Origin of the sequence: Streptomyces pristinaespiralis (genome assembly GCF_001278075.1) — a bacterium.
Classification (GTDB): Bacteria; Actinomycetota; Actinomycetes; order Streptomycetales; family Streptomycetaceae; genus Streptomyces; species Streptomyces pristinaespiralis.
The window spans coordinates 4075347-4088552 of the sequence record NZ_CP011340.1; the positions used below are offsets into that span (position 1 = coordinate 4075347).

At 71.4% G+C, this 13206-nt stretch carries 11 protein-coding genes; 2 read left to right on the forward strand and 9 right to left on the reverse strand.

Going from position 1 to position 13206, the window contains the following annotated elements:
* Positions 1-4 precede the first annotated feature (4 nt).
* The 8 genes from SPRI_RS17185 to SPRI_RS38500 form a co-directional block, all read right to left on the reverse strand.
* Positions 5-1345, reverse strand: coding sequence for a cation:proton antiporter (locus SPRI_RS17185; RefSeq protein WP_005314314.1), 1341 nt, complete (start codon positions 1343-1345; stop codon positions 5-7).
* A gap of 39 nt (positions 1346-1384) precedes the next feature.
* A complete protein-coding gene (locus tag SPRI_RS17190) occupies positions 1385-2878 on the reverse strand; it encodes a peptide ABC transporter substrate-binding protein (RefSeq protein ID WP_158685169.1) in 1494 nt (497 codons plus the stop codon).
* Between the two features lie 47 nt (positions 2879-2925).
* Positions 2926-4158, reverse strand: a complete 1233-nt coding sequence (locus tag SPRI_RS17195; protein ID WP_005314318.1) for an MFS transporter — start codon at positions 4156-4158, stop codon at positions 2926-2928.
* A gap of 106 nt (positions 4159-4264) precedes the next feature.
* A complete protein-coding gene (locus SPRI_RS17200; protein ID WP_037774105.1) occupies positions 4265-5518 on the reverse strand; it encodes an ATP-grasp domain-containing protein in 1254 nt (417 codons plus the stop codon).
* Positions 5515-6720 (reverse strand): ATP-grasp domain-containing protein, encoded by a 1206-nt coding sequence (locus SPRI_RS17205; RefSeq protein WP_005314322.1) that lies wholly within the window; start codon positions 6718-6720, stop codon positions 5515-5517. Before SPRI_RS17205 ends, SPRI_RS17200 begins: the two co-directional genes overlap by 4 nt.
* Entirely contained in the window at positions 6720-8042 is a 1323-nt protein-coding gene (locus tag SPRI_RS17210; RefSeq protein ID WP_037774106.1) for a hypothetical protein, read from the reverse strand. Before SPRI_RS17210 ends, SPRI_RS17205 begins: the two co-directional genes overlap by 1 nt.
* A 14-nt stretch (positions 8043-8056) precedes the next feature.
* Positions 8057-8890 carry a HalD/BesD family halogenase gene (locus tag SPRI_RS17215; protein ID WP_050791513.1) on the reverse strand — a complete coding sequence of 278 codons (834 nt, stop codon included), beginning with the start codon at positions 8888-8890 and terminating at the stop codon, positions 8057-8059.
* A gap of 90 nt (positions 8891-8980) precedes the next feature.
* A complete protein-coding gene (locus SPRI_RS38500; protein WP_158685170.1) occupies positions 8981-9145 on the reverse strand; it encodes a hypothetical protein in 165 nt (54 codons plus the stop codon).
* A gap of 696 nt (positions 9146-9841) precedes the next feature.
* On the opposite strand from SPRI_RS38500, the gene SPRI_RS17225 reads away from it, so the two are divergent.
* Positions 9842-10414, forward strand: coding sequence for a GNAT family N-acetyltransferase (locus tag SPRI_RS17225; RefSeq protein WP_005314329.1), 573 nt, complete (start codon positions 9842-9844; stop codon positions 10412-10414).
* Positions 10415-10597: 183 nt separating this feature from the next.
* Positions 10598-12856 carry an FG-GAP repeat domain-containing protein gene (locus tag SPRI_RS17230; protein WP_005314331.1) on the forward strand — a complete coding sequence of 753 codons (2259 nt, stop codon included), beginning with the start codon at positions 10598-10600 and terminating at the stop codon, positions 12854-12856.
* Between the two features lie 94 nt (positions 12857-12950).
* Here the strand turns inward: SPRI_RS17230 and SPRI_RS17235 are convergent, their stop codons facing one another.
* Positions 12951-13106 (reverse strand): hypothetical protein, encoded by a 156-nt coding sequence (locus SPRI_RS17235; RefSeq protein ID WP_005314333.1) that lies wholly within the window; start codon positions 13104-13106, stop codon positions 12951-12953.
* Between the last annotated feature and the right edge of the window lie 100 nt (positions 13107-13206).

Sequence of the window (13206 nt, forward strand, 5' to 3'; positions counted from 1 at the left end):
TCCTTCACTGGGCGGTGGCCACCGGGTCCGCGTCCTGGCGTGCGGCGGTGGCGCCGCCCGGTACCGGCGCTTCCGGTGCGCCGTCGGCCACCAGGGCGGGCGACGCCGGCCGGCGCTTCGTCTGCCGGGGCAGCACCAAGCCGGCCATCCCGGTGGTCACGACGGCCATGCAGACCATCATGGTGAACATCCGGGTGTCGAGTATGCCCATGCTGAGCCCCGCGTTGAGGATGATCAGCTCCGTCAGCCCGCGGGTGTTCATGAGGAACCCGAGAAGCGTGCTGTCACGCCAGCCCAGGCCCCGGGCACGCGCGACCGCCATGGTGCCGGCGAGTTTGCCCGCGCACGCCACCGCCAGGATGGCCAGGAACTCCGTCAGCCCCGCTCCGCCCAGACCCGCGACGTCGACCGTCAGGCCCGTGGCGATGAAGAAGACGGGCAGCAGCAGGCCGCTGACGTGCTGGAACGGCACCTCGAGTGCTTCCTTCACCGCCGGGCGCACGGTGCGCGGCACGGCCAGACCGAACGCGAAGGCCCCGAAGATGGTCTCGAGCCCGATCCACTGCGCCGTCCACGCGGCGGCGAACACCCCGGCGGCGACCACGGGAAGCCCCACCGTGGTCAGCCTCCCCGCCCGCGCCGCCCGTTCCAGCACGCGGCGCAGGAGGGGCCTGACGACCAGTGCGAGGACGAGGACGGCGAGGACGGACCACCCCGCGACGGACAGCAGGTGCGAATAGCCGCCGGAGACGGCCATGACGGACACGGCGACGAGCATGCACCAGGCGATGATGTCGCCGACCGCCGCCGCGGCCACGGCCAGGAACCCGACCGTCGTCCCGCCGAGCCGGTTGTCGGCGACGATCCGTGCCAGTACGGGGAAGGCGGTGATCGCCATGGCCGTCCCCACGAACAGCATGAACGTGGTCCGGTCCACCGGCTGCCCGCCCGCGGAGGAATGGGATCCGTGCAGCCAGAGCGCGAGCAGGCATCCGGTGGCGAAGGGGACCGCGATGCTCGCCACGGACAGGGCCGCGACGGTCCCCCCGCTGCGCCGTAACCTGCCGAGATCGATGTCCCAGCCGATCAGGAACATGAACAGCAGGATCCCCACCTGCGCGATGGCGGTGAGGGCCGCTCGTGTCTCGTCGGGGAAGAGAAGACCCGGCAGGTCGCCGGGGAGAAGTCCCAGCAGGCTGGGTCCGAGTGCGATGCCGACCAGGATCTCGGCCGTGACCGCGGGTTGGCGCAGTCGCTGCATGACGGGTCGCAGCAGCGCACCGAGCACAAGGATGATCGACAAGGCCGCGATGGTCTGGGCCATCGCGGGCGGGGAGTGGGTCATGGTCTTCCTTCTCGGACGGTGAGGCGGGCGGCAGCCGGTTCAGGGCTCCGAGGCGGCAGCAGGATCCGGCCGTGCGAAGGTGGCGTCCGTGTAGTCCGGAAGCCCGTTCCAGCTGAAGCGCGCGTCGACCCCGGCACCGAGCCCCGCGGCGTTGACGCAGTCCCAGAGGGGGATCACCGGCAGGTCCGCGAACAGCACGGCCTGCGCCTCGGCCGCCCGGCGCTGTGCCTCCGCGTCGTCCGCCGCGCGCCGGGCCGCGGCCAGGGCGTCCTCGAACCGCCGGCTCCGGTAGCCCGTCTCGTTGGCGGCCGACCCGATCGCGAACTGGGCCTGGAGGAAGGACAGCAGCGACGGGTAGTCGCCACGCCAGCCGGTGCGGAAAGCGGTGCGCAGCGTGCCGGACGACACGGCGTCCCGGACGTCCTTGAAGGTCGGCAGCGTGATCAGCTCGACCTCGATACCGAGGGCGGTACGCCACTGTTCCGCCACCTCGCGCAGCCAGTCCTCGTGGCCGCCGTCCGCGTTGAAGGTGATCCGGAAGGGGCCCTCCCAGGGCGTCAGGGCGTCGGCCCGTGCCCAGAGTGCGCGTGCCGCGGCCGGATCGTGGGTCAGCACCTCGGAGCCGGGAAGACCGGCCCTGAAACCGGGGAGGGTGTGGGCCGTGAAGTCGGCGGCGGCACGTTTGGTGCCGCGGAAGACACGCCGCACGACGCGTTCCCGGTCGAGCGCGCGGGACAGGGCCGCCCGGCGCAGGGCGCCTTCGGCCCCGCTGAACCCCGGCAGCGTGTACGGGACGGCCAGTGCCTTGTTCAGGGCGACCGGGCGGTCGACGGCACGGTTCCCGAGATCCGCCCGGTAGTCGGCGATCCGGCTGTCGGGGATGCTGTCGAGGATGTCGAGGCGCCCGGCGAGCAGGTCCTCGTAGGCGCGCTCCAGATCGTCGTAGAAGACGAACGACAACCCGTCGTTGCGTGCCCGGCGCGGTCCTTGATGGCCCTCCCTGGGGACCAGGTCGTAATGGTCACCGTCCACCGTGCTGCCCGGGGCGGGACGGTACGGCCCGTTGCCCACCGGGTTCCTCCCGAACTCCTTTGGCCCCCGGTCGAAGAAGACCGGGGGCAGCGGGGCGAACGGGGTGAAGCCGAGGGAGAGCAGGAAGTCCCGGTCGGGTTCGCGGAGCCGGACGGTGAACGTCAGGTCGTCCAGCACGGTGAGCCCGCGCAGCCGGGGGCAGGGGCCCTCCCCGTCGGGGACGTAGCCGTCGATGGGCGCGAAGACGGACCGCTGGGCCTGCCGGTTGGCCGGGTCGGCGCCGTGGTTCCAGGTCCGGACGTAGTCGTGGGCGGTCACCGCGCTGCCGTCCGAGAACGTCCAGCCCGGCCGCAGGGCGACGGTCCATGTGCGCGCGTCATGGGGCGTGAGGGACTTCAGCATCGCGGGCACCGGCGCGCCGTCCACCGTGTACACGTACAGACCGGTGAACAGCAGGTCCAGGATGCGGTTTCCGTACCCCTCGATGGTGTCCGTGGGCACCAGCGGACGCTGGGGACGGCCACCGTTGACCCTGATCGGCCGGGGACTCATCGGGTCGTCGCCTTCTGTGTGTGCGGCGCCGCACCGGGGGCGCGGTGTTCCGCCCGCAGGCGGGGGGCCATGCCGGCCACCAGGCTGGCGAGGCCGGCGACCACGAATGCGAGGTGCACCCCTTCCACGGGGACCAGACCGGCCAGGCCCAGACCCAGCGCGGACACCGCGATCTTCACTCCGGCCATCGTCACGAAGACGGAGGCCCGCAGGTGCTCGGGAGAGGCGTCCCTGCGGACCGCGAACGACACGGTGTTCAGGACGGACTGGCAGGCGCCGACGGCCAGGAACGCCACCACCGCGCCCCACACCCCGGCGAAGGGCGCGGCGGCGATGAAGACACCGCTGACGACCGCGCAGAAGCGCGCGGTGTACATGACGTCCCACGCCAGCGGGCGGGCCACGAAGTACAGCGCCGTCAGCAGCGCGCCCACGCCCGTCGCCGCGATCAGCAGGGGCCCCACCGACCCCGGCAGCCCCTCGCTGCGGGCGAACGTGGTCGCGAGGACGAGGAGGCTTCCCAGCCCGAACGCGTTGCCGTAGGTGATGATCGTGATGTCGCGCAGGTCCTTGGTACGCGCGATGGTCCGCAGCACGTTGGGGATCGACGCGCCGGCGCGGTCCGCGGCCGGCACGGGTTGCAGCGGAAGCCGCAGGACGAGCAGCGCTGCCCCGGCGGCCAGCGCGCAGAGCACTCCGACGGTGGCCTGCGCCGACACGGCGGTGGCCACGGCTCCCACCACGGAGTTCCCCACGCTGCTGCTGACGGCGTAGGTGAGCGAGTCCCCGGACTGGGCACGCCGCTGCGCCGCAACCGTCTCCGGTACGAGGCTGCCGAGCCAGCTGCTCAGGCCGCCCGTGAAGATCGGCCCCAGGAAGCCCGCGACGGCCAGGGCACAGGCGGCCGGGACGATGTCGCCCCGCTGGACGAGCAGCCCCGCGCCGCCGAACAGTACGGCGAAGAGGGCGAAGGAACCGGCGAGCGCGACGCGCGGCGACCTCACCGACGACATCACCCGGGCCGACAGCGGACCGAACATGTGGGGCACGGTGATGCACGCCGCCAGCAGCGCCGACGCCGCCACTCCGTCGGTCTTCTGGGCGAGCAGCACGACGGCCGCGGCCGAGCCGGCGTCCGCCGTGCGGATCGCGAGGGCGGAGCTGTAGTAGGCGGCGACGGCCCCGCGGGGTGACGGTGCGCGCGCGGCGGTGTCCGCGGCCTGGGTCATGTCAGAGCCTTTCTGCGCGGGTACGGCCGGACATGGCGGACCGGACGGACGTGGCGGGCGTCGGGGACCCGGCGGGCCTCGCGGGCACCGTCGGGGCGGCGGGACGTCAGGCGGCGGAGACGGGGACGAGCAGCCGGTGCTGGGCACACCAGCGGGACAGTTCGTCGAAGGTCTTGCGCTCGTCCTCGTCGCCCTGGAACCCGACGACGAACTGCTGGATCGCGTCGATGCTCGAGGTCGCGCCGCCGTGCGGCTGCCCCATCCGGCCGGTGACGTTGTACTCGAGCACGCCGGGCAGGTCGCACCGGTCCGGGAGACCGAGGAGCCGGCCCTCGGGCGAGGACTCCAGGTACCAGCCGTAACGGCCCGCGGGCTGTGCGGGGAGCTCCGGCAGGACCTCACCGGCGAGACCGCACTGCATCAGGGCGTGGGCGCGGAACATGTCGGCCCCGTGGGCGAGCTTCCAGCACGGGCCGACACCGGCGCCGCCGCCGCGAGCGGCGATCTCGCAGAAGCGGACGTGCCCGTTCTCCTCGAGGAAGAACTCGGCGTGGAACGGGCTGCCCCCGGTGTCCGGGAGCGTCGCCAGCACGGTCCGCACGGCCTCGGTGAGCAATCCGTGGGCCGGCGCGGAAAGGGGCACCATCGCCGAGGTCAGCGGACGTGCCTCCTGATAGCCGAGGGTGCTGCCTCCGTACCGGGAGACGGTGACGCCGTACGCCTCGTTCCCCGTGGTCAGGCCGTCCACGTGGTACATGTCGCCGGCCGCGAACTCCTGGACCAGCACCGGGGCGTCCAGCGTCACGGGGTGTGTGCCCAGCCAGTCGTCCAGCGCCGCCTCGTCCCGGAGCACCACGGTGTCCTTGGAGCCGGCGCCGTCGACGGGCTTCACCACCACCGGTGTGCCGAGCCTGCGCGCGGCCTCCCGGACGTCGAAGCCGTCGGCCGCCACGGCGAAGGACGGCACGTCCACGGCGCCCTCGAGCAGCTCGTACATGCGGTTCTTCAGCCGGAACGCCTCTGCCGATGGCAGGTCCTGACCGGTCGTCACCCCGAGCAGCCCGCGCAGCCGCGCGGCGACGATCAGGCCGCGCTCGTCCAGGCAGACCACGTGCCGTACGCCGTACCGCTCGTGCCACAGCTCTGCCTGGCGCACCGTGGTCCAGTCGCCGAACAGGTCGTCGACCCAGATCCACTCCTCCGCGAGAGCGGCGCTCTCGACGAAGGCCGGGTAGTTCTTCTGGTTCGTGGCGTTCCGCGAGGCGATCAGGACCACGCGGAACCTGTCCGCGAGCCAGCGCACCACGGGCAGCGCCCCCAGGTCGAAGCCGGTCAGGACGAGGACGGTGTCGCGGCTCATCGAGCCACCTCCAAGGCGATTCGGGACACGGCCTCGCTCAGCAGCGACTCGAGCTCGTCCGCGGTACCGCCGCGGACGACGAGGAAGCCGTCGAGGTCGACCGAGGAGATCTGGCGGGCGCCGGCGGACCGCCGGTGCACCCGCTCGAGCGCCCGGTGCGGTTCGGGGACACAGGAACGAACCAGCGCCGGGTCGAAGGACTTGGGAATGCCGACCCAGCCCGTCACACCGCTGCCTTCGGGGGCCGGACCATCAGGAGCCGTGCCGAAGGTCGCGTCCAGGAGCAGGTCGAACGTGCTGACGCCGAAGTAGGCGTCCACCTGGTCGACGATGCCGAGGCCGCCCGGCCGGGCGGCGACCTCGCAGAGGACCGGACCCCGCGAGGTCACGAACACCTCGCAGTGGAAGTAGGAGTGCGCGCCGCCGCCCAGCAGGCCGAGCACGTCGAGCACCCGCCCGGTGAAGCCGCGGAGCTCCACGGCACGCCCGGAGTCCGGATCGATCATCGCGGTGGACAGCGGTGCGCCGAACTCCAGGATGTCGCTGCGGTAGCGGCTGACCGTCTGGAGGAAGACCTTGCCGTCCAGGACCAGGCCGTCCACATGGAACAGCTCCCCGTCCACGAACTCCTCCGCCTCCATGTGCGCGGGCGTGTAGAAGGACGGCTGCAGTCCCCCGGCCAGAAGCGCGCGCAGCTCGGTCTCGTCCCGGACCACCCGGGTGCCCACCGAGCCCCCGCCGAGGCGGGGCTTGACCACGAAGGGGAAGCCGAAGTCCCGCGCGGCGGACAGCAGGTCGAGACCCGTCTCCACCGTGCGGTACCGCGGCACGCTCACTCCCGCGTCCGCGAGACGGTCCTTCATCGCGGCCTTGTCGCGGAACAGCCGGGCCGTCGCCGGCCGCAGACCGGGGACGCCGTAGCGCTCCCGGAGCGAGGCGGCACGCATGATGTCCACCTCGGACAGGGCGATCACACCCGCACAGCCCTCGTCCTCGACGAGACGCGCCGCGTCGTACTCCACCAGGCTGTTGACGTCGTAGTCCTCGTACACGGTCACCCGCTCCGGGGCAACGCCTCCCGTGGTGACGGAGGCGAGGCTCTTCTCCGGGTGGCACAACAGCCTCATGTTCACCCGGCCGGCGAGCCGCTCGTACCCGAACTGTGTGAGCGGGTGCCGGCAGAGCGCGATCCCGGTCGCCATCAGCCCTCCAGCTGCAGCGCGTACGCGTAGTCGGAGACGAAGTCGTCGAGCGACTTGGCGTAGCGGTCACCGCTGGTGAGGACCTTGGCGATGCGCCGGCTGTACTCCAGGGCCGTGTCGTGCATCGAGTAGTACATGTCCCAGCCCCACAGGCCCGCGAAGAAGCGGCCGTGCTCCTCGAAGTGGATGTCCGGCAGGAAGGTCGTCCACACGAAGGACTCCACCGGCGAGCGCAGTGCCGGAGAGCCGCCGATGAGGTCGATGACGACGGCCCCGACGGGGACGTCCCGCTCCGCGTTCCGCCGGGTGATGATGTATTCCGACTGACCGGGCGTCTCCGCCCCGTTGACGATCAGCTGCGCCGACGCCAGCCGGCCCGGCAGCTCCTCGGGGCTCGTCTGGGGCCGGCCCAGCACGGTGAACTCGACGCGCCGGTCCCGCAGATGCTCGAAGGCGCCCATGGAGCAGTTGCCGTAGCCGAGGACCAGGACCTCGGGGGTGCGCCCGGCGTTCCGCGAACGGAACAGGTCCAGGCCGTACTTGGTGCCCCCGATGCCGACCTCCCGGATCTGGCCGATGGCGCGCACGGGCTTGCCGCGCTCCTCAGCCAGCAGACCGTCGCGGCCGGCGGGAAGATCCTCTTCGCCAAGTCGGTACGGGGCGCCCACCGCCGGAGCGAGGTCGGTGACCCCGTCACCGGCGGTCAGCACGGCCGATCCGGAGACGGCTGCCCGGGACTGCTCCGGGCCGTCCGTGTCGGTGTAGCGGACCCGGAGCGGCTTGCGCCCGTAGCGCATCAGCGACCGCAGCAGGCCGTTGACGTACTCCTGCGGCGCCGAGGAGTCGATCAGGACCTCCGGTTCGGGCCCCAGCGCGTCCACGTCCACGCCGGACCCCGCGGCGATGCCGGCCAGGTACCCGTCCGACGGCTCCTGCGGGTCGGTCACCGTCTCCATGCCGACGAGCCGGACTCCCTTGTCCCGCAGCAGCCGCTCCCGCTCGGGGAAGCAGTACAGGTGCCCCATGGAGAACAGCGTGGTCCCGTAGGACAGCTGCGCCACCTCGGCCGCCGACGGCCCCTTGAGCTTGACCACGAGGTCCTTGCCGCCGTAGCAGGAGGGGTAGGGCTCGACCCGTGCCCCCTCCAGTTCGTACTGGCGGTCCAGGTAGCCGATGCCCTCGCCCAGGCCCTGCTGGATGACGACGTCGAACCCGCGGTCGACGTAACGGCGTACGTCCTGGGGAACCAGGGTGGCGCGCAGGTCGTGCCCGCCCGGGTTCTCCTCGCAGTCGCTCTCCTTGGCGAAGAGGATCGTTGTCATGCCCGATCCCCTCCTCAGTCCGTGTAGACGGCGTTGGTCGTCTCGTAGGACTTCTCCTCCAGCCAGTCCTTGAGGCTGGCGAGGGTCAGGTTCACGATGATCCGCTCCACGCCCTCGGTCTGGATCGGGACGGTGCGGTGCAGGGTGGTGTCCGTCTTGAAGACGTACGACTCGCCGGCCTCGTGGTGGTAGGTGCGGATGGTGCCGCCGGCGAGGTTCTCGTGCACGGCCGGGTTCTTCTTGTCCCAGACCGTGTGCGGCACGGCCTGGAGCATGCCGCCGTGCTCGATCGACGGAGCCTCGGCGATGAAGATGAAGGCGAACTCGTGGTCGCCCCAGTGCCAGCCGTGCGTGTCGCCCGCGCGGCTCTGGTGGGTGCCGGTGATCTTCTCGTCCTCGAAGGAGGCGTCGAGGACCGGCGTACCGACCACGGTGGAGAGCACGGAGCGGAACTCCACGGAGTTGTAGAGCGCCGTGAACAGCTTGCTCTGCTCCTGGAACAGCGAGTTGGGCAGGCTGCCCAGCCTGCGGGGCGTGTCACCGGTGACGGGGACGGTGATGTCGATCCGCCGGGTGTTGAGGTCCGCGAGCCGGCGCGCCTCCGCCCGCAGTTCGGAGATCAGCTCGGCCGGCAGCAGCGCCGTGGTGCGGGCGTAGTGCTCGGCCGAGTACTGCCGCTTGGCGGCCGTCAGCTTCTCGTCGAGGGTGAGCCGGTGCCGGGCGATCATCCGGTCGATACGGGCGACCTGTTCGGCGTCGACGTGCGGGCCGGGGACGTTCCCGTGGGCGAGGAGCGCGACAGCGGCCTCACGCATGGTCATGGCGGGGGATACGGCTTCGATCGTCATGAGCATTCTCCTTGTGCCAGGTGTGGTGTTGGTGCAGGGAAGAATTGCTGAAAAGGAAACCGGTACGGGGGCATTCGCAGCTGACGCTGGTCAAAGCCCCCGCATCGCTGGATCTTCGACGCCACGGGCATCACTGCCCGAATACACGTGGTCGGGGTCGTGCGCGTAAATCCTCGATACGTCGATCTCGTACTGCTCGAGCGCGGACGACCGTGCCGGGCCCGGATCAGGAGGAGTAATGCGCTCGTCGCTCATACCATTTCCTTCGAGGCTCGGCCGGCCCAGCGGGCCAGCACTTCCTGGACGTCGCCCCGGCTCAGCTCACTGCAGAGCCGGCTGACCTCGGCAGGCACGCTCACGGACAGAACAGGGCGGCATCCCCACGTCACGAGGACCGTGCCGTCCTGACGCTCCTGGAATCCATAGAACGAAGGACCGCTCATGGCACCTCCCGTGCCATCGGTTTTCGTCACTCGACGGGTCTTCACGCACCGGTGGACGAAGCCCGGGAATCAAGACACCCGAAATCGCTTCCGAACCCCACCTGGTGCACGGCGCCGGCATCCCACGCCATTCGTTCACAACTTCCGCACGGCGCCCGCTTTTTCTTTTCTCTCACCCCTTCGCTCTGGCGCGACGGGTAAATCATGCGGGCCGGCGACCACCGGCAAAAGGGGGAGGCGGGGACCACAATCGGCCTGGCATCAACAGGACAGCACCCGGTTCCGGTGAAACGCACGTGAAATCGGTCGCAGCGGATTTCCTCCCACCCGGGCCCCGCCGGGGCCGCGCGCGCCGCCGGGCCCCGGCCGGTGAGGCAGGTGCGGCGGCCACGGGCGCCCGGTGGATCGGCCCGGACCGCCCGGGCCCCGACCCGGGCCGCCGTGGGATCGCGGATCCTCCGCCGGTGATCGCGCAGCGTCACCGTGGGCGCCGTGCCATCGTGGTGCCATGACCATCGAAGTTCGCCCGGCTTCGGTCTTCGAGGACGTCCGGACCCTGCTCGGCCCGAAGTCACCCGACGCCAATGTCTGCTGGTGCCTGAGCTACCGGATCCCGTCCAGGCTCAACAACGAGCTCCGGGGCCCCGCCCGCGGCGCATACGTCGCCGAGCTGTGCCGCACCGGTCCGCCTCCGGGCGTGCTCGCGTACGACGGCGACGAGCCGGTCGGCTGGGCCGCCGTGGCGCCGCGCTCGGACACGTCCTTCGCCCGCAACCGCAAGATTCCGCACGTCGACGACCTCCCGGTGTGGTCCCTGTGGTGCATCCGGGTGCGCCCCGGCCACCGCAAGCAGGGGATCTCGCACGCCCTGATCGCGGGCGCGGTCGAGTTCGCCCGCGCCCACGGCGCCCCGGCGGTCGAGGCCTACCCCCTCGACAACGGCGGGGCCAAGGTCGACCTGACGATGGCGTACGCGGGGATCCGGAAGAACTTCGAGCGCGCCGGGTTCACGAAGGCCGCCGACACCACGTCCGTGCTGGCGGGCCACCCCCGGATCCTGATGCGCCTCGACCTGCGCTGACCCCTGCCGCCGTCATCGGCACGACAGGATCCGCGAGACCCGAGGACCCAGCGCGGGCGGCCCGGGCGGCCGGGCGCCCACGCTCACCGCTCCGACGCACGGCACGGCGTACAACCTTCCTCCGCGATCAGCAGTCCGACCAGGCGCAACGCGTGTTGCGCCTGGTCTCTGGAGGAACACACCTTGATCCACGCACGCCCCGCACGCCGACGGCTCGCCGCCGCCGTCGTCACCGTGCTCGCCGTCACCGCCGTCGGCGCGAGCGCTCTGACCGTTCCGGCGATCGCCGTCCCGGCCGCCGAGGGAACAACCGGGGCAGCGGCAGCGTCCACGGCGGGAGTCGTCCCGTTCCCGGCCAAGAGCACCATCTTCGGCGCGACCGCCAACGGTTACCTGACCTCCACCGAGGTCCCGCCCATGGACGAAGGCGGCCCCACGTACACCGCGCACTGGGTACGGGCGGACGGCTCCCCCGCCACGGACATCGCCTGGGCGGCCAGGGTCGAGAGCACCGGCTCGGGGGACATCGTGGCCTTCGGCTGGGCTTCCGGAGGCAGGCTCACCGACATGGCGACCGGAACGAACCTGCGCTCGATCACCTTCGGCGAGGACACCGCGTATGCGGGAGCCGCCGGCAAGGCCCTGTTCACCACCACGCTCAACGTGGACGGGAACCGGCTCCTCCACATGCACACCACGACGAGCGGGGCGGTCAGGATGACGGCCGGTCTCCCGGGGGACGCCACCGGCGTCGTCGTCAAGGCCGGCACGGCGGAGCACGCCCTGCTGACCTACTCCACCGGCACGGGTACGACGGCCAAGAAGTACGTGGCCATGCTCGACCTCGCCACCAACGCCGTGACGGAGACGTACGAGCTTCCCGCGGCCGCCGCCAGGGGCGACCTCGCCGTCTCGGCGACGCACCTCGCCTGGGTCGAGTACGACGCGAACCACAACGTCACCGTGGTGGCCGTCGACCGCGCCACCAAGAATCCCCAGCGCTTCACCGTCGGCAACGCGTGGCGGAGCGACGTCGAGGTCGGTCTGGTCGGCGACTGGGTGACGTACGGCACCCGCAGCGGCCTCACCGACCTCGAGGTGGATCCGCTGTACGCCCTCACCGCGCGCAGCCTCAAGGACGGGACCACCACCCGCAAGCTCCTGGACCACACCCTCACGGCCGCCTCCGCCCCCGACGGCACCCAGGTCGTGCGCGGCGGCACCGTCGCGGACGGCGAAGGCCTCTACCGGATCGCCCCCGGCGCCGACGGCGCCGCCCCGACCGCCTCGCTCGTCGCGAGCAGCGGGGAGTCCACCAAGGTCGCCCTGCTGAGCACCAAGATCCCCGCCGTGATCGACCTCGACCAGAACCGCGGCCGGGTGCCGCTCGAGTGGACACTGTCCCGCTACACCGCGACGGCCACCGTCACGCTGCGGCACGTACGGACCGGCAGGACCTCGGTCGCGGGCTTCATCCAGCCGGAGAACGCGGTCGTGCGCTACGACTGGCTGGGCGATCTCAACAACGACAGTGCGCTTTCCGAGAGCGCCTACAACGGTGACTACACCTGGGAGATCAGCGCCAAGCCCCTCAACGGCATCGGACCGGAGCTGAAGCAGACCGGCACGTTCAAGGTCACGCGCAAGGCCGCCCCGCACGACTACAACGACAACGGCTCCCCGGACCTGCTCCTGCGTGACAGCGCCGGTCAGTTGACGCGTGCCGACAGCTACTACAACCCCTGGATCAACACAGGCCAGTTGTCGGCAGCCGAGCAGAAGGTCATCGGCAGCGGCTGGAACATGCACAACCGGATCGAGGCCGCTGGCAACCTGGCCGGCGACGCCACCGGGGACATCGTCGCCCGCGACACCACCGGCGTCCTGTGGCACTACCTCGGCAAGGGCGACGGCACCTTCGCCACCCGCACGAAGATCGGCGGCGGCTGGCAGATCTACAACAGGATCGCCGCGGGATCCGACCTCACCGGTGACGGCAGGCCCGACCTCGTGGCCACCGACGCCGCCGGCGCGCTGTGGCTCTACAAGGCGACCGGCAGCACGAGCGCGCCTTTCGCCGCCCGGCAGAAGATCGGCCTCAGCGGCTGGCAGCAGTTCGACATCATCGAGGCCACCGGCAACATCGCCGGGGGCTCCGCCGGAGACCTCGTCGCCCGCGACAAGGACGGCGTCCTCTGGCTCTACCAGGGCAGGGGCGACGGCACCTTCGCCGGCCGCGTGAAGATCGGCGGCGGCTGGAACACGTACAAGCACCTCGTCGGCATCGGGGACGCGAACCGCGACGGGCGCCCCGACCTGTTCGCGTACGGCTCCACCGGCACGTACCTGTACAAGGGCACGGGAAGCTCGACCGCCCCGTTCGGCGCCCGGGAGGCGACCAGCCTGCCCGACGCCGCGCTGACGCACACGTCCGTGGTCTGACGGGGCAGCCGATCGCCTGGCGAACCGCTGCACAACCCCGACGGCCTTGCGGCACGGCCGTCGGGGTTGCCCCGCCCGGTACGCCGGACGCGGATCAGCCGGACACGGCGGTCCGCACCCTCGCCGAGCCGTCGGCGGGCCTGTTCACGCGGATCAGGGTCTGCCGGCCGTTGGCGACGAGCTTGCCGCGTGACTGAACGGCGTACACCTCCAGTTGGCAGACGGTCAGGGTGCGTCCGGGCTTCAGCACGGTGCCGATCGCTGCGAGGTGGTCGCCGGCGGCCGGCGCGAGGAGACATCGACGCCCCCTGCCCGAGGGCTGGCACCGGAACCGCCCGGGACCGCCGCTG

Bases quoted from the DNA above. Each gene is read 5' to 3' on its own strand.
- SPRI_RS17200 (WP_037774105.1), bottom strand. From the start codon at position 5,518: ATGAGCCGCGACACCGTCCTCGTCCTGACCGGCTTCGACCTGGGGGCG.
- SPRI_RS17205 (WP_005314322.1), bottom strand. From the start codon at position 6,720: ATGGCGACCGGGATCGCGCTCTGCCGGCACCCGCTCACACAGTTCGGG.
- SPRI_RS38500 (WP_158685170.1), bottom strand. From the start codon at position 9,145: ATGAGCGACGAGCGCATTACTCCTCCTGATCCGGGCCCGGCACGGTCG.
- SPRI_RS17225 (WP_005314329.1), top strand. From the start codon at position 9,842: ATGACCATCGAAGTTCGCCCGGCTTCGGTCTTCGAGGACGTCCGGACC.
- SPRI_RS17195 (WP_005314318.1), bottom strand. From the start codon at position 4,158: ATGACCCAGGCCGCGGACACCGCCGCGCGCGCACCGTCACCCCGCGGG.
- SPRI_RS17185 (WP_005314314.1), bottom strand. From the start codon at position 1,345: ATGACCCACTCCCCGCCCGCGATGGCCCAGACCATCGCGGCCTTGTCG.
- SPRI_RS17210 (WP_037774106.1), bottom strand. From the start codon at position 8,042: ATGACAACGATCCTCTTCGCCAAGGAGAGCGACTGCGAGGAGAACCCG.
- SPRI_RS17215 (WP_050791513.1), bottom strand. From the start codon at position 8,890: ATGACGATCGAAGCCGTATCCCCCGCCATGACCATGCGTGAGGCCGCT.